Origin of the sequence: Neolewinella agarilytica (assembly GCF_900110645.1) — a bacterium.
GTDB lineage: Bacteria > Bacteroidota > Bacteroidia > Chitinophagales > Saprospiraceae > Neolewinella > Neolewinella agarilytica.
This window is the reverse complement of record NZ_FOFB01000003.1, coordinates 1-17389: the sequence shown is the minus strand read 5'-3', so window position 1 is coordinate 17389 and position 17389 is coordinate 1. Positions and strand designations below refer to the sequence as shown.

General features: G+C 53.3%; 13 protein-coding genes. 11 read left to right on the top strand and 2 right to left on the bottom strand.

Features of this window, described 5'->3' with window-relative positions:
• Positions 1–61: 61 nt before the first annotated feature.
• From BM123_RS03545 to BM123_RS03505, 9 genes are all read left to right on the top strand, one after another.
• The gene (locus BM123_RS03545) at positions 62–1768 is read left to right on the top strand and encodes a SulP family inorganic anion transporter (RefSeq protein ID WP_175489235.1); all 1707 of its coding nucleotides are present in this window, start codon (positions 62–64) and stop codon (positions 1766–1768) included.
• 272 nt (positions 1769–2040) lie between these two features.
• Entirely contained in the window at positions 2041–3384 is a 1344-nt protein-coding gene (locus tag BM123_RS03540; protein ID WP_090165449.1) for a fasciclin domain-containing protein, read from the top strand.
• Between the two features lie 191 nt (positions 3385–3575).
• Positions 3576–4046 (top strand): LSm family protein, encoded by a 471-nt coding sequence (locus BM123_RS03535; protein WP_090165448.1) that lies wholly within the window; start codon positions 3576–3578, stop codon positions 4044–4046.
• 3 nt (positions 4047–4049) lie between these two features.
• Positions 4050–5429, top strand: a complete 1380-nt coding sequence (gene nusA, locus BM123_RS03530; RefSeq protein WP_175489234.1) for a transcription termination factor NusA — start codon at positions 4050–4052, stop codon at positions 5427–5429.
• A 331-nt stretch (positions 5430–5760) separates the two neighbouring features.
• Positions 5761–8685 carry a translation initiation factor IF-2 gene (infB, locus tag BM123_RS03525; RefSeq protein WP_090165447.1) on the top strand — a complete coding sequence of 975 codons (2925 nt, stop codon included), beginning with the start codon at positions 5761–5763 and terminating at the stop codon, positions 8683–8685.
• A gap of 195 nt (positions 8686–8880) precedes the next feature.
• Positions 8881–9555 carry an SOS response-associated peptidase gene (locus BM123_RS03520; protein ID WP_090165446.1) on the top strand — a complete coding sequence of 225 codons (675 nt, stop codon included), beginning with the start codon at positions 8881–8883 and terminating at the stop codon, positions 9553–9555.
• A gap of 125 nt (positions 9556–9680) precedes the next feature.
• Entirely contained in the window at positions 9681–10226 is a 546-nt protein-coding gene (locus BM123_RS03515) for a GNAT family N-acetyltransferase (protein ID WP_090165445.1), read from the top strand.
• Positions 10227–10283: 57 nt separating this feature from the next.
• The gene (dtd, locus tag BM123_RS03510; RefSeq protein WP_090165444.1) at positions 10284–10736 is read left to right on the top strand and encodes a D-aminoacyl-tRNA deacylase; all 453 of its coding nucleotides are present in this window, start codon (positions 10284–10286) and stop codon (positions 10734–10736) included.
• Positions 10737–10787: 51 nt separating this feature from the next.
• Positions 10788–12224, top strand: a complete 1437-nt coding sequence (locus BM123_RS03505; protein ID WP_090165443.1) for a T9SS type A sorting domain-containing protein — start codon at positions 10788–10790, stop codon at positions 12222–12224.
• Positions 12225–12226: 2 nt separating this feature from the next.
• On the opposite strand, the gene BM123_RS03500 is transcribed toward BM123_RS03505, so the two are convergent.
• On the bottom strand, positions 12227–13033 hold the full coding sequence (locus BM123_RS03500; protein WP_090165442.1) for a tRNA pseudouridine synthase A: 807 nt from the start codon (positions 13031–13033) through the stop codon (positions 12227–12229).
• A gap of 110 nt (positions 13034–13143) precedes the next feature.
• Complete coding sequence (locus BM123_RS03495) at positions 13144–13668, bottom strand: hypothetical protein (RefSeq protein WP_090165441.1); 525 nt, start codon at positions 13666–13668, stop codon at positions 13144–13146.
• Positions 13669–13933: 265 nt separating this feature from the next.
• On the opposite strand from BM123_RS03495, the gene BM123_RS03490 reads away from it, so the two are divergent.
• Together BM123_RS03490 and BM123_RS03485 are read left to right on the top strand one after the other, a co-directional pair.
• Positions 13934–15316, top strand: coding sequence for an NAD(P)/FAD-dependent oxidoreductase (locus tag BM123_RS03490; protein ID WP_090165440.1), 1383 nt, complete (start codon positions 13934–13936; stop codon positions 15314–15316).
• A gap of 51 nt (positions 15317–15367) precedes the next feature.
• Complete coding sequence (locus BM123_RS03485; protein WP_245748414.1) at positions 15368–17248, top strand: 4Fe-4S binding protein; 1881 nt, start codon at positions 15368–15370, stop codon at positions 17246–17248.
• The last annotated feature ends 141 nt before the right edge of the window (positions 17249–17389 follow it).

Below are 17389 nucleotides of genomic sequence, written 5' to 3'. Positions count from 1 at the left end.
GCCTAGCTTACCGATGCGTAACTTTGCTCTTGCTAACCATTCAAACCGGCCAACCTCCCCCATGCCAGCCAACTGGTTTCCCTTTCCTGCTGACTATCGCCAAGGTGGCTTCCTGTCCGATCTGACGGCTGGTTTCACCCTATGCATACTGCTCATTCCACAGGCAATGGCCTACGGAATGCTGGCGGGAGTAGACCCCGTTTACGGTCTTTATGCCGCCCTGGTCCCGATGGTAATCTATGCCCTGACGGCCAGCACGCCACATGTTTCGGTTGGTCCAACTGCCCTGGCATCCTTGCTATGCCTGAACGGACTGGCAGGACTGGCCGAGCCTGGTTCCGCCGAATATCTGGGTTATGCTGTTTTGCTCGCCGGGGTAACTGGTGCCTTACAGCTGCTTTACAGTATTCTGCGGCTAGGCGGTATTGCCAGCCTGTTGAGCCGGCCCGTACTTTCCGGCTTCGTCTCAGCAGCGGCAGTACTCATCATGGTTTCACAGCTAAACACCCTGATGGGAATCAATGCCGAGCGAGCCGGTTTTCTGCATAGCACCCTATTGAACCTATTTAATAGCCTGGAGAGTTTTCATTGGCCCACCGCCTTGCTGGGCGGAGGCACCCTGATCGTACTATGGCTGGGTAGTCGTTTTCTACCCAAAAAGTTTCCGACCTTTTTTCTGGTCGTAGCCATCTCTACGGTATTGGTCTGGCAATTAGGTCAAAGTTGGGATATTTCAACCGTTGGCTACGTCCCCTCCGGCCTGCCTTCCTTTTTGCTGCCCGAACTTTCGATGGCCTCCATTCGGGAAGTGCTGCCCGTGGCACTGGTCATTTCCCTGATCTCTTTCGTCGAAACTCTCTCTATCGGCAAGGCTTTCGCTCCTGATTACGAATATTACCGAGTCCGGCCTAACCGGGAATTGGCAGCTCTGGGCTTAAGTAAAATCGGGGGAGCTTTCTTCCAGGGCATTCCTACTTCGGCCAGCTTTAGCCGGTCTGCGGTTTTGGAAGGAGCGGGTGGCAGGAGCCCCGTCAGCGGAATCCTGTCTGCGCTGATGCTCGTTGTCGTACTCCTTTTCTTAACCCCTGCTTTTTATTACCTGCCCAAACCCGTATTGGCAGCTATCATTGTTTTTTCGGTCCGCAATTTATTTGACCTCAGAGAAATGAAACGGCTATGGTCGCTGGCCCCCAAAGAATTTTTCACCCTGCTATTAACTTTCCTCTTTACCCTGTTCGCCGGCTTACAATACGGTATTGCGGGTGGGGTTCTGCTTTCGCTGTACTTTGCCTTCGCGCGGGCGGCACGCCCGCACTTGGCAGAATTGGGAAGGGTGGAAGGCACTAATGCGTTCCGCAACGTAGAACGTTTCAAAGGCTCAGTATGTGACCCTACCGTATTGATCGTCCGTTTTGATTCTGAACTGTACTTCAGCAACGCCGATTTTTTTCGGGATGAGATGGAAGCCCTCGTGGCAAAAAAAGGAGACGCCTTACGGGCAGTTATCATTGACGGACACACCATTAACGACATCGATTCCAGCGGGATTTATGCGCTGACGCGCTTTCTCGAAGGTCTGGAGCGTCGGAACATCAGCCTATACCTTTGCGGCACCATCGGCCCGGTCCGGGATATGCTTTTTAAATCGGGACTAATGGAGCGAATGGGTGCTGATCGCCACTTTCTCTCCATTCAATCCGCGCTTGCCTACATCAATGATGCCTCCCGTGACCGGGGGTGGGACTCGCCGGCAGTGCAACACGGATAGTCCCCCTGAGAGCCACTGCCACTCCCCTGCTCCTCAATGCTCCCGCCTTGCACCCTGCGGCCGCGCCCCAAATAACTGACTTTCAAGGAGCTGGCGAAAATTGTTCACCAAAATCTGCACTTTAACAGTAGTTGGTTAAACGGCTGGCCAAGCGGGAAATGGCATGAACAAAACAATCGTTTCTTCTATTGTAACCATTGAATTTAACCCAATAACCCAGCGGGGAGTCATTAGTAAACTATCACCTTAATCTCCGCTACAATTCATACATTATGCTTACCAATCTATCAGGCAGATGGATAGCCATTCTTATGCTGTTTACCGTCGCTTTCACTTCTTGTGATGATGATGAAGATCGCCCGACTGTACCCGTTATCGGCACCATAACTGATATTGCCGCAGGAGATGACCAGTTCTCTACCCTGGTCTCCGCCCTGGAGCGTACCGGGCTCGACGCAACCCTGGATATTTTCACCGGGCGGTTCACCGTATTTGCGCCAACTAATGCAGCTTTTGCGGCCTCGGGCATTAATCTGGACGACCTTTCGGACGATGATCTTCGCAACGTATTATTGTACCACGTGATTTCCGGCAGCATTGTCCGTTCTGCTGATATTGCCGACGGAGAAACAGTCGTTGGTTCCGCCAATACCACTGGCCCGGGTTCCACCGCCCTGCCTCTGTTTGTAGAACGTTCCGGTGGTTCCATTACCGTAAACGACGCGACCGTCACCTCTGCAGATATTGAAGGTGTCAATGGTGTTATCCACGTAATCGACGCGGTCCTTCTTCCTCCCAGCATTGTTGACCGTGCCGTTCGTGACGGCCGCTTCACCACACTGGTAACGGCCCTGCAGCGGACCGGCCTTGATGCTACCCTCGCCGCCGCGGGTAACTTTACCGTCTTTGCCCCAACCGATGATGCTTTTGCAGACGCAGGCATCAACCTTGACGATCTTTCCGACGATGCACTCACCGAAGTACTTCTTTACCACGTTCTGGGTGCAGCCGTACCGGCAGGAGACATTGCTGACGGGCAGTCCTACGCCGCCAGCCTCAACACAAACGGCCCGAACGAAAGCGCACTCTCCGTTGGCCTGAAGAAAAACGCCGACGGTGTTTTCGTCAATGGCGAAACCCAGGTAGTTGTGGCTGACGTAGTAGCCAGCAACGGCGTCATTCACGCCGTTAATCAGGTTCTGAGCCCGCAGTCGATCGTAGAATTTACGGTAGCTAACGAAAATCTCAGTTCTTTAACCAACGCACTAACGGGCGCTAACCTGGTGGGTGCACTGAGTGGCACCGATCCACTGACCGTTTTCGCGCCAGACAACGACGCCTTTGAGGCAATAGCTGATGTAGTGGCGGACCTGAGCCCGGAGCAACTCACCCAGGTACTGACCTATCACGTAGTGGCAGGTAACGTACGGGCCGAGAACATTTCCCCTGGCTCTGTTCCAACGCTGAACACCGATGCTAACATCACGCTTTCTTTAGATGATGGCGCACAAATCATCGACGCCGCGGGTAACGTAGTTAATATTGTTACGACCGATATTCAGGGCACCAACGGGGTAATACACCTCATAGAGGCCGTACTTATTCCGTTTGAGTAAGTCACGGGAAACATATTTGGTGGGAAAGCGTTATCTTTGCCATCACAAGGCCGTAAAAAGCACCCGGAGGGAATCGTTTAGATTCCCTCTTTTTTGTGTCCCTACTCCTCAATTCAGATGAGGGCGCGGACGCAGGATGCAGGGGGAGGTTCTTTTGACAGCCATGTTTAAAACCAAGTATTTCTCAACCTATGGAGGAGAAGATCAAAGACATGTTGGAAACTTTCTTCGTGGAAAACGAAGAATTCTCTGATTGCTTCGTGGTGGACATCAACCACTCGAACACTAAACTGGAGGCTTTTGTCGACAGCGATTCCCCAATGACTTTCCGCCGTTGCCAACAGATCAGCCGCTTTATTGAAGCTTATCTGGACGAAGAACAGCCATTGGGCGAAAAGTACACGCTTAACGTCAGCAGCCCTGGTGTAGACCGCCCACTGAAGTTTCACCGGCAGTACCTCAAAAACGTGGGTCGCACGCTGGAAGTTACGACTACCGCAGGAGAGAAATTCAAGGGAGAACTAAAGACCGTAACGGATGAGAACATCGTCCTGACGGCAAAAGTCCGCCGCAAGGAGGGCAAGCGCAAAGTAACCGTCGTGGAAGATACCCCCATTGCATTCGACGACATCAAGAAATCAATTGTAAAAATAAGCTTCTAAGGCATGAATCTCGTAGATACCTTTAAGGAATTCAGCTCCGGAAAATCCATCGACAGCCCGACCATGGTACGGGTTCTGGAAGATGTATTCCGTACACTGATTAAAAAGAAGTTCACCACTGACGACAACTTCAACATCATCGTAAACGCCAACCGGGGAGACCTTGAGTTGTGGCGTGTACGCGAAATCGTACCAGACGGTGAGGTAACGGATGAACTGTCAGAGATCTCTTACTCCGAGGCACTGGCCGTTGATGAAGATTATGAAGTAGGCGAAGAGTGCTACGAGCAGCTTTTCCTCGAAGATTTCGGCCGTCGTTCCATCATGGCGGCCCGTCAGACGCTGATCAGCCGGATCATGGATCTGGAGAAAGACGAACTCTACAAGCAATACACTGAGCGTGAGGGCGAGTTGGTACTCTGTGAAGTTCAGCAGATTCTTAAGCGGGAAATTCTCGTTATTGACGATGCTAACGGCCGCGAACTGGTGATGCCACGGGTGGAAACCATCCGGGGGGATTACTTCCGTAAGGGAGACATGGTGCGCGGTATCATCAAAGAAGTCGAAATGCGCAACAACAATAACCCTGTGGTTATCGTATCGCGTACGGATGAACGCTTCCTGGCCAAGCTTATGGAGCAGGAAGTCCCTGAAATCGAAGACGGCCTGATCACCATCAAGGGCATTGTCCGCATCCCTGGCGAACGGGCCAAGGTATCCGTTGAGAGCTATGATGACCGGATTGACCCCGTTGGTGCCTGTGTAGGTATGAAGGGATCTCGTATTCACGGTATTGTCCGGGAGTTAAACCAGGAGAATATTGACGTGATCAACTTCACCAACAATACCAATCTCTACATCCAGCGATCATTGACACCCGCGCGCGTATCAAATATTGAACTGGACATGGAAACCCGGCGCGCCAAGGTCTATCTGGAACCCGATCAGGTAAGCCTGGCCATTGGTAAAGGCGGAACGAATATTAAGCTGGCCAGCCGGTTGGTGGAATTCGAAATCGATGTTTACCGGAACAATGAGGTGGAAATTGACGATGTCGACCTCGAAGAATTTAAGGACGAAATCGAAATGTGGGTGCTCGACGCCTTCAAATCAATTGGCTGCGACACCGCCCGTTCGGTGCTTGAACTCAGTGTTGAAGAGCTGGTTCGTCGTACTGACCTGGAAGAGGAAACGGTTCGCAATGTTGTCAATGTACTTGCCGCTGAGTTTGACGATGTAGAGGTAGCCAGTGCTGCCGCAGCAGCCGCTCCGGCAGCAGAAGCTCCCGCTAAAGCTGCGGCTCCCGCAGTGGAAGAGGAAGTAAAACCCGCTCCTGTTGCGGAAGACACTCCCGCCCCGGAAGCAGCCGCAGAGGAAGAGTAAATCTTCCTGTCTTTTCACTTTCTTAAGCGCCGTGTTATGACTCGTTCATAACACGGCGTTTTAGCTGAAAAACGCCGGTCTTAAGGCCATCATTCCCCGAACGCAACTTTCAGCGGGAGAGGGATGTTATCAAAGACGAAGCAGGATAAGGCCGTTGCTTCCCTCTGGAATCCAGTTTTGTCTTATCTTTGCATCGCTTCCGGAAATTGTTCCGGATTTTTTCTGCCTAACGCGGTATTGTAAAGCAGGAAACCCACGGCTATTTAGGGCAGTTCTAAATCGCCCCGCGTCAGCACAACGCGGTTAAACATCGGCGTGCTTAAAAGATCGAATGAGTAAACGACTAATTGTAGTAGCGAACGAACTTAATGTGGCGACCTCCCGGATCGTCGAGCATCTCTCTGGAAAGGGGTTTGACGTCGAGAATAAACCGACGGCAAAGCTTACTCCGGAGATGGAGAATGCTGCGCGTGAAGAGTTCGCGAAAGCCCTTTCGGATAAGCAGAAGGCGGATGCCCTGGAATTCAACACCAGGCCAACGGCTGTACCCAATGTGCCGCCTCCCCCACCCCCGCCTCAGGTGCCTGGTCGGACTTTACCGCCCCCGCCTCCTATTGCGGGCGGAGCTGTACCTCCACCGCCTCCACCGCCCAAGCCCGTGGAAGCTCCGGCCCCGGCTCCTAAGCCGGCACCCGCTCCGCCACCGGCCCCGGCTCCCGCGCCCGCTGCTAAAAAAGAAGAAACGCCACCGGCTGCTCCGGCACCGGCTCCTAAGCCGGAACCCGCAAAGCCTGCGGCGGAGAAAACAGCGCCAGCCCAACCGGCGGCACCTGCTAAAGAAGAACCGCCCAGGCGTAAGGTTCCGGGTCTGAAAGTACTCGGTAACATCGACCTCGAGGCGGCGAAGCGTGCAGCTAAGCCTTCTGGCAAGAAGTCCGGGCCGAAGAAGCCTGCTCCAAAGCCTGCTCCGGCACCCGAGAAAAAACCTGCGGCACCTGCGCCTGCGCCCGCAGCGGAGAAGCCAGCCGCAACTCCGGCCAAAGGAGGCCCTGCAAGCGACACAACTCCGCCTGCTACGCCACCAAAGCCTGCTGGCCCTAAGGTAATCGAAGCCAATGCTCCCAACCTGCGAGGGTTGAAAGTAATGGGTAAGATTGAGATCAAAAAGCCAGAACCCAAAGACTCTGACGGAAACCGTCGGAAGCGGAAGCGTAAAAAAATCACGACCGGACCACCACAGTCTGGTGGCGCCCGTGGTCGTGCAGGCAGTGGCCCCGGTAACCGCTCAGGCGGAAACCGTCGGGGAGGAAGCCGAAACGATGAGCCCCGTGAAGTTTCCGCTAAGGAAATCGAAGATAAGATCAAAGCAACCATGGCCCGCCTTCAGGGCGGCGGTGGCAAAAAGAAACGTCAACGTCAACGTCGGGATAACCGCGAGCGTATCCGTGAACGCCAGGAAGCCATTGAGGCCGAACGCACCACTGACAAGCTGCAGGTAACCGAGTTCATCACGGCCCAGGAATTGGCTAACATGATGGACGTAGGTGTCGGAGATGTTATCATGGCCTGTATGAACGCCGGCGTGATTGTTTCGATCAACCAGCGTCTTGACGCAGAGATCATTGAACTCGTCGCCGAAGAATTCGAGCACGAAGTAGAATTCATCTCCGCCGAAGAAGACGTTGAAGAGGAAGAAGAGTGGGTTGATGATCCGGAAGACCTTCAGGAGCGTCCACCAATTGTTACCGTTATGGGTCACGTTGACCACGGTAAGACCTCTCTCCTTGATTACATCCGTAGTGCCTCCGTTACCGACGGCGAAGCCGGGGGTATCACGCAGCACATTGGTGCTTACGAAGTGAAAACTAAAGAAGGCAAACGGGTTACCTTCCTGGATACACCGGGTCACGAAGCCTTTACGGCTATGCGTGCCCGTGGTGCTAAAGTGACGGATATTGCCGTCATTATCATCGCTGCCGATGATGACATCATGCCCCAGACGAAGGAAGCCATCAGCCACGCAGAAGCGGCCGGTGTGCCGATGATCTTTGCGATCAACAAGATCGACAAAGCAGGTGCCAACCCCGACAAAATCAAAGGTGAACTGGCCTCCATGGGCTACCCCATTGAAGAGTACGGTGGCAAGTATCAGTCACAGGACATCTCCGCCCTGAAGGGAATCGGCATTGAAGATCTGATGGAAAAGATCATGCTGGAAGCAGAAGTGCTGGAACTGAAGGCCAACCCCGACCGTCCTGCGGTTGCCACCATTGTGGAGGCATCCCTGGAGCATGGCCGCGGCTACGTAACCAAGATTATCGTCAACCATGGTACCCTGAAGATTCAGGACATCATCGTCGCCGGTGAAAACAGTGGTCGTGTTAAGGCCATGTTCAACGAGCGCAATAAGCGCGTCAAAGAGGTCAGACCTGGCAGCCCAACGCTGCTCCTTGGCCTCAATGGTGCCCCGCAAGCCGGTGAGATGCTCAAAGTGATGGAAAGCGAACAGGAAGCCCGCCAGCTGGCCGGTCGTCGCGCCCAAATCGCCCGTGAGCAGGCTAACCGTGCCAGCAAGCGTATATCTCTGGAAGAAATCGGACGCCGTTTGGCATTGGGTAACTTTAAGGAGCTCAACCTCATCGTTAAAGGTGACGTGGATGGTTCCGTAGAAGCCCTGTCTGATTCCCTGATCAAACTCTCTCAGGAGACCGTTCAGGTAAACGTTATCCACAAGGCCGTTGGTCAGATTATCGATTCCGATATTTTGCTGGCAACGGCTTCAGACGCCATCATCGTTGGCTTCCAGGTCCGCCCCAGCGGTTCGGCCCGGAAACTGGCAGAACGCGAAGGAGTGGAGATCAAAACCTACTCGGTTATCTACCAGGCAATCGACGAAATTCGGGATGCCATCGAAGGTATGCTTGAGCCGACCAAGGAAGAACGCAATGTTTGCCAGGTTACCGTTCGGGAAACCTTCAAGATTTCCAAGATTGGTACCATTGCCGGCTGTTACGTCGATGAAGGTAAGATTACCCGCAACACCCTCATCCGGATCATCCGTGATGGTATCGTCGTCTTCCCGCTTAAGGAAGGTGCCGTTGGTGAGCTGGCCAGCCTCAAGCGCTTCAAGGACGACGTCAAGGAAGTCCGCGCCGGTATGGAGTGTGGTCTTAACATCAAGAACTTCAACGACATCAAAGAAGGTGACGTAATCGAAGGATACGAAATCGTTGAGATTGCGCAGAAGATGAAGTAACGCTCGTCTGCCGCTCAAAAAAACAAGCCCCGTTCGACGTAATTGTCGGGCGGGGCTTTTGTTTTGGCAAAACAGCGGATGGTCAAAAGCGGCAACCTTGCTGCTTTTTCACCCCACCATTGCACCTGCGCGCCGTCGCAAAAAACGATCATGCCCGTTCCAACGTTACGACTTCAGACTAACTGATCAAATCCTATGTGCGGACGCTACAGCATCGTCATCGACGAAAAGAAACTACGGGAACAGTTTGGCCGGCAACTCCAGCTCCCCGTGGAAGGGCTGCCAACGAACTACAATGTCGCTCCTACCCAAAAGGGGCTGGTTATCACCGGCAAAGAACCTGATCAGCTCAACCTCTTCCGCTGGGGGCTCGTCCCGTTTTGGGCCAAGGATCTGAAGATTGGTGCCCGCATGATCAACGCCCGTAGCGAAGGCATTGAGGATAAGCCCAGTTTCAGAAAACCGATCCGGGAGCGGCGCTGCCTGGTCTTAGCCGACAGCTTTTACGAATGGCAGCGCCACAAAGGCGGGAAAACTCCCATGCGGATCATGCCCACCGACGGCAGCCTGCTCGTCATGGCCGGCATCTGGGAGAGCTGGCGCCCGAAAGACGATCCGGAAAGCCCCGTCCACACCTTCTCCATCATCACCGGTGCCCCCAATGCCGAAATGAGCCCGGTGCACAACCGGATGCCGATGCTACTCGGCAACGAACAGACCCAAAGCAACTGGCTGGACCCGGACCTCCCGCTTGACGATGTTCTCGGCCTGCTGAAAACACCCCCCGACGGAAGCCTGGAGTATTACCCCGTCTCCGCTGCCGTGGGCAACGTGCGGAATAATGGGCCGGAATTGCACGAGCGGGTTTGAGGGTTACCTTCGGAGGGCTAGCCAAACGCCTACGTCGTAATTTCCGGTCGACGAACTCAAGCGTCCCATTTCAAAGGAAATTATAATCTTTGCCACCCTACGGCTAAAGCCGTGGATACATCAACATGGCTGACTACCGCATTCAACCCGCCACTCCGGCTGACTTCCCCATCATCCAGTCCATCGCCCAGCGAACCTGGCCGGACACCTTTGGAGATATTCTCTCTCCGGAACAGATCACCTATATGCTGGACATGATGTACAGCATCCCGGCGATGACCGAGCAAATCGGGAAAGGCCACACCTTCCTCTTACTACTGGAAAAGTCCGCTGAATCTGCGAATTACCCCGAAGCGGCAACCCACCGGTATACGCCCGTAGGCTACGTCAGTTATCAGTTTGATTATCTGGAAGGGACGACCAAGATCCACAAACTCTATCTACTGCCGGCCACACAGGGGCGGGGTTATGGCAAGGCCCTCATCGAGGAGGTTGACCGTATTGCCCGCCGGGGGGGGCAGCAAAAACTCCGGCTCGACGTCAATTACCAGAACAAAGCCGTCAGCTTTTATGAATACCTCGGATTTGAAAAAATTGGCCGGTTCAATGCCGACATTGGCAACGGCTATTTGATGGAGGATTGGCAGATGGAAAAGGAATTGGTTGATTAGTCTTTTGGTTCTTTGGTATTTTGGGCCTGAAATTATTGTCCACTAAAAAGAATCTTCATGCGCGCGCTTCTCCAAAGAGTTACTTCTGCTTCCGTAACGGTCAACGATAAAGTGACGGGCCAGATAGAGCAGGGCCTGCTCATTCTGCTTGGCATTGAAGAAGCCGACGGAGAGGAAGACATCGACTGGCTCTGCAATAAAATTGCGAATATGCGCATCTTCAGCGACGAGGATGGCAAAATGAATCACAGCGTGATGGACGTTGACGGCGGGCTGCTCGTCGTTTCTCAGTTTACGCTTTTTGCCAGCACGAAAAAGGGTAATCGCCCCGGATTCACCCGTAGCGCGAAGCCACCGATCTCCATTCCACTTTATGAGCAATTTGTAAAAAAGCTATCCTTTACCGCCTTACGACAAGTGGAAACGGGCGAGTTTGGTGCAGACATGCAAGTGGCCCTGGTCAACGACGGACCGGTGACGATTTGGGTGGACTCTAAGCAAAAAGAGTAGTTATATTTGGGTTATCCACCTTGCCAAAGGTCAACACTAGTCTTATTAACTATGAAACACCTTTTACTTACGATCATCATTTTTTCGCTTTGTGTTTCGTCCTTAACGGCACAGTTTGATTATCAGCTTTTTCGGCCCGGTGTGCAGTATCTCTACGAAAGGTATTCTTTAGAGCCTGAGAATTATCACGACTATCCCTTTTTCATCGAATCTCCCATCGTTGGCATGAAGACGGATGCGCGGACTTGCCAGCCATTGTTTGAAAGCTTTTATTCGTCGCACGATTGCGGTCCCGGGCCTTCATTCGCGGGTTATGCAATATGCCAATCTTCGGATTCTACTATCATGCATATGGGCGGCAGTGAATATTTCCGCCTTCAGACCCAAGACCAGATCGGCAGCAGTTGGACGGCGGGCCGAATTGGCGGTGTAGTAGCCATAGGTAAAATAACGTCCATTGACACTATGAGCTTTCTGGGACTAATGGATACAGCAAAGACCATTACCTTCCACCATCCGGAAACGGATACTCTACTGGGTCCCCCCATCATCATTAGCAAAAATTATGGCCTGATTTCAGCGGCTTGGTTCGGCAGAATGGAGGATAACCGCTCGATGCCACTGCGGGGTCTGAGCAACCCCAAAGTTGGCTTGCAAAATTTTACGGACGAAGAGGTTTTCGATATTAGCGCAGGGGATGTTTTCCACTTCACGATTGATGATTGGTTTTCTCCTTTTGCCCGTCTGGCGGTCTCAGTGACCTCCGTCGAGAAAACGGAAAGCTTCGTGAAAATCAGCTACACTGGATCCAGAATTGACTCCCAAACGTTTTATCGAAATGGAGAAATGATTGACACCTTCTACCTTAGAGAGGTCAATAGCAACTGGTATTTCGGAAAGCAAATACTCGACATGCTACGCAAACAACCAGGTGAATCCTATGCTCCAACCGGGGGCCATTATCACACGGCACATTTGTTCCGGACGGATGGTTGCCGGGAACTGGCCAAGCGACATAGCGTAGAAATGAAACCTCTGGGAGAAGGCCGATGCTATTTGAACGGCAGTCAATATGACGCCACGCCCAGTTTATTCTTCTTTCCAGGCTTTGCCGGAGCTTTCGGCGAGTCTACATTTTTCCTCCCATTTGGAAGAGAACTTATTTATGCCAATACAGCAGCTGGTGAGTGCGGAACTCCCCTTAACATTGAGGAAATTTTATCCGGACTACGGGCTGACGAAAGCGAGGAAACGATAGCCTTTCAGGTCTATCCTAATCCGGGACGAGAAGCCGTCAACCTAACGTTACCAGAAACTGAGTTAGTGGACCTCCAGCTGATAGATCCACTCGGACGAAAGGTATTTTCTCAAGCTGGCGTTCGAGGAAGTTTAAGGATTGACACCAGCAAACTTCCTGCAGGAGCTTTTTTACTTCTACTGCGTAAGAACGGTCGGGTAGTTGGCAGCAAGCGCCTTATTCTGCGGTAACTTCAAAGAGCGATCCACTCCCCTCTCCCACTCACCGGCAGCACCGCTTCCTGGTCGATGTAAGGATAGCGAACGCCCGTGAGAAAAAGCCCCTCCGGCGGAGCGAGACGGAAGTGCGGTTTCCGCTCACCGGTTTGCAGCATCCGCTCGAAGTCGGTGGCGGAGAGTTGGCCCTTACCGACCATAAGCAGGTCATTGACCAGCAGACGGATCATCCCGCGTAGAAATCGGTTGGCAACGAAGCGGAGCCGGTAGCGATCACCTGTGGGGTTCCGGAAGAGCGTCGCTTCCCGAAAATGTACCAGGGTCGTATTGTGGCGATCGGGGGTTTTGCAGAAAGCGCGGAAGTCGGTGTATTGCAGCAGTAAGGGAAGCGTTTGGGCGCTCACCGCAGGTGCAAAGGAGGATAAATCGAGCAGGGAGCTGTAGCGATCCAGGAAGGCATCGGGCTGGCCGTGAAAGTAGTAGTCGTAAGTCCGCTCCGTAGCATCGTAGCGGGCCTGGGCTTTGTCGGACACCGGGATGGCTTCGCGCAGCGCGATGCCCTCCGGCAGCCGCTTATTCACGATGAAGACGTAGTTGTCGTTCAGCGCCTTCTCCGTACGCAGGTAAGCGTAGTACTGGCTGGCGTGTACGCCGGCGTCCGTACGGCCACAGCCGCCGAGAATGACTTCCCGGCCGTGGATTTCGCTCAGGGTTTCCTCCAGGCTTTGCTGCACCGTGACGACGCCTCCGGGCTGGCGCTGCCAGCCCCGGTAAGCCGTACCGTCATAGGTAAGTGAAAGAAAATAATGATGGGTCGTTGACACGGGCCGAAGGTACGGCTTACGTGGGGCTTAGCGGACCTCGAAGCCTCCTGGAAGGACCTTCAAGCGTCCCGTGTTACTCCAACGAGTGACAAAATCCCCCCGGCCAGATATCAAATCAAAGGCACGGCCTCAAACTCTATCAGGTCTTCCGCAGGAGGCTGTAGCCCACTGAACACAATGGTGCCGTTGACCAAGTAGGAAATCCGCAGATCAAGATACTCCGCCCCGGCAAAGTTTTGCGTCAACCATTCCTGCAGGCGGGGAGCTTCTTTTTCGTCAAAGGATAGCTCGATGGTCTCCCGCCAATTACGAACGGGGGCGTGCGCGAGAGCTTCCTCAATCGTCATTTTTCCGGAGACCCCACCCTTCGTTAGAAAATCAAGATCAAGTTCGCCTTTATCATTGAGGTAAAAACGCAGGTCTTCACTGCCGTAATCTTCCAGGTCCACCAGATTTCCTTCTTCGAAAAGGCCAAATTCGACCATAAAGCCAGTTAGGTCAGCGAAGTTTTGGGCGTCCAGTACTTTGCCCTCCGGCTGAGGGACAAGCTCGGTAGCCACCTGAGTAGGGTCTTCGGTACAGGCGAAGAAGCCAATGGCCATAAAGAGGAGTAAAAGGAGGTAGATGGGTTTCATGCTGTGGGTGATTTTGTGAGGGAATTGGGTAAAGCGCCCAAACACATGACTACTTTAACCCGCTAATGGTTCGATGCAACGCCACCTTGCTCCTAAACAGCCCCTTTGCCCCTGCGGTGAGCGCCCTAAAGCCAGGTTATGTAGAAATTATCACCTTTTAATAAACTTGTCCGCAAGTGTCTTCATCGGTCAAGAAAATGCTTTTTACATATACAAACTGCCTCTAAAAGTGTAGTTTACAGCAGATTTAAGAAACCCACTTACCATGCACGTCGCCATTATCGGTAACGGCATCGCCGGAGTTACGGCAGCCCGCTGGCTGCGCAAGCTCGACGATGACGTTAGAATCACGCTCATTTCTGCTGAAACGGACTACTTTTTTTCCCGTACGGCCCTCATGTATGTGTACATGGGCCACCAACGGATGGAAGATCTGATGCCCTACGAACCCTTCTTCTGGGAGAAAAACCGGATCGACCTCAAACGCGCTTATGTGGAACGGGTGCATACCGGAGAGCAACAACTCCAATTCGGTGACGGCACTACCATGCCTTACGACAAACTCGTGCTCGCCACCGGCAGTAGCTGGAATAAGTTTGGCTGGCCCGGGCAGGACCTGGAGCGCGTGCGGGGCATGGTCTCCGCCCAGGACCTCGAATATCTGGAAGATCATACGGATGAGATTAAGTCTGCCGTCATCGTCGGCGGCGGGCTCATCGGCATTGAACTGGCCGAAATGCTGCATAGCCGTCACATTCCCGTCTCTCTGCTCATTCGCGAAGGTTCCTACTGGAGCAACGCTCTGCCTCCGGAAGAAAGCCGGATGGTGAGCCGCCACATTAAGAGTCATCATATTGACCTGCGGGAAAACACCGAGCTGGACACCATCCACGACGACGGAAACGGCGCCGCCGGTGCCATCACCACCAAAGACGGAGAGCGCATCGAATGCCAGTATGTGGGCCTCACCGCCGGTGTACACCCCAACATCGATTTTCTGCGTGATGCTGAAGGGCTTGAGTTGGGGAGAGGCATAAAAGTCAATAACTACCTGGAGACCTCCGCGCCCAACGTTTACGCCATTGGCGACTGTGCCGAAGTAAGGGAACCCAAGCCCGGCCGCCGTGGCGTGGAAGCTATTTGGTATACCGGCCGGATGATGGGCGAAACCGTTGCCTATAACATCATGGGCCGCAAAGTCGGCTATGACCCCGGCATCTGGTTCAACTCCGCTAAATTTCTTGATCTCGAGTATCAGGTATACGGCGAAGTGCCCGCCCACGGCCGGGAAGGCCTTGCCTCCCTCTACTGGGAACACCCTGATGGTGAGAAGGCCGTTCGCATCAACTACGAAGAAAGCGACGGGACAATCAAAGGCTTCAATCTGATGGGGATTCGTTATCGCCACGAAGTCTGTGAAAAGTGGATTCAAGACAAAAAACACGTCGAAGACGTCCTGCAAGACCTTGGCATGGCCAACTTCGACCCGGAATTTTACGAAGAATACGAGCAAGACGTTGTCGACCTCTACAACAAGCAGTCCGGTAAAAGTCTACAGCTGAAGAAAAAGCGGGGACTGAGTGCCGTACTGAATTATATCGGCTTTGGGAAGAAAGGCTCCCGGGCTTTCGTACGACCAGAAGGCTAATCCGACAGCCACCCACCGACACACCAAATAGCAACGAATTAAAAGACCGACATGTCTTCTACCTCAACCAAAAAGTCTCCTCTCCAGTACATCGGCCTCGCGCTCTTCGCGGTTGCCATGCTGATCTTTACCGCCATGCTGGGGCTGGACGATTACACCTTTACCCAGGACGCCATTACCGCCCCCTTCGAAACTTCTGATGAGAGCAAGCAGGGCATTGCCGCCATGCATCAGGGAGCGCTCATCGTAGCTGGTGAACAGACTGGTTTATTCGAAAATACTTATTCCACCACCTTCGCCGCCGAAAAAGCCCTGAAACAGACTTTCTACACGGCCAAAAGCCTGGTGGACCAGCAGATTAAAGCTGACGGTCTTCCCGAGGGCAAGCAGCAATGGGAGGTTGAACTTCCGGAATGGCAGTTCAAAAATCAACGTATGGGCTGGATTCAGGGCGGTGCCGGTGGCCCGGTAAGAAACAATCCCTGGTTATTCTTCTGGCTAACCTTCGGGCTGGGTGCACTGGGAGGCCTGCTCTACATCATCCCTAAGTTCCGGGCTAAGCCCGGCATCAAGAACGACCACATCTTCCACAGCCCCCTCACGAAGGGGCTTGACCTGGGGTGGCGCTCCCTGTTCCTGACCATGGCCATCCTGGGTATTCTGGGATACGGCTTTTACTATATGGACGACAAGTTTTTCTGGCCCGCCGTCACCGCCTTAATTGCCATTGTCATCATTGCTCTGGTGATGTTCGCCCAAAACTCCTGGGGCAGGGATGCGCGAGACGCCAGCCCCGAAGGCCTGAGCGGTTACCTCGGCATTTTCGCGGGTGTCTATTTCATTGGCTTTTACCTTTTGCTCTACTGGGCCAGCCATCACATCGTGGCCTGGGTGGCCATGGTGAGTCCTATCAGCGAAGGCATTTATCAGTTTTTCTCCGGCAAAGAGGAAGGCGGGCAGGCCAGCCAATGGTTCCTCTACGGCTTCATGTATTGTACCATTATGGTCGTTATGGGCGTGCGCATGATCTCTAAATACCGACACAATAAATACCAGATCTTCCGGACGATCTCCGTGCTGTTCTTTCAGCTGGCCTTCGCCTTTATGATTCCCGAAATTCTGGTAGCCCTCAACAAGCCCTGGTATGACTTTAAGAACATCTGGCCGCTGGATTACGACTTCTTCTTCAGCTGGTCCATCGATGGCTTCCTGAACACCCCCGGCAGCCTGGGACTTTTCATGCTTGGCTGGGGTATTATGCTCATCATCATCGGTGTCCCACTGATGGTCCACTTCCTCGGCAAACGCTGGTACTGCAGCTGGGTCTGTGGTTGTGGCGGCCTGGCCGAAACAATGGGCGACCCCTGGCGGCAGCTATCGGATAAAAGCCTGCGGGCCTGGAAATTTGAACGCTGGATCATTCACGGAGTATTAGCTGCTGCCATCATCATGACGGGCATGACGCTCTATAGCTATTCCACGGGTACCCAGGAGCTATTCGGCATTCAGACGAGTGGCATCCAGAAGTGGTATGGCTTCCTGATCGGAGCAGGCTTTGCCGGCGTGGTCGGCACTGGTTTTTACCCACTGATGGGTAACCGGGTCTGGTGTCGCTTTGGCTGCCCGCTCGCCGCTTACCTCGGTCTGGTACAGCGCTTCCAGAGTCGCTTCCGGATCACGGTCAATGGTGGCCAGTGCATCAGTTGCGGCAACTGTTCGACTTACTGTGAGATGGGCATCGACGTGCGCTCTTACGCACAAAAAGGGCAGGACGTAGTAAGGGCCAGCTGCGTTGGCTGTGGTGTTTGTGCGGCGGTCTGCCCACGGGGCGTTCTACGCCTGGAAAACGGTGCGGAAGACATCAGCCAGCGTACCGTTTCCGAGCGGGTAATTCACATCTCCGAAGAGAATGGCATTCAGTTAATGGAGTAGTGGGCAGAACGGTAGTCGGTAGTATTGTAGGCGGTAGAATGGTAAATGGAGCTCCTCACGAAAGTAGACAGTGACTTCTGATTGAATAGGTTGCTACCTTTAAACTACTCAACTCGATCCAATGTCGAAAATCAGGAAGAA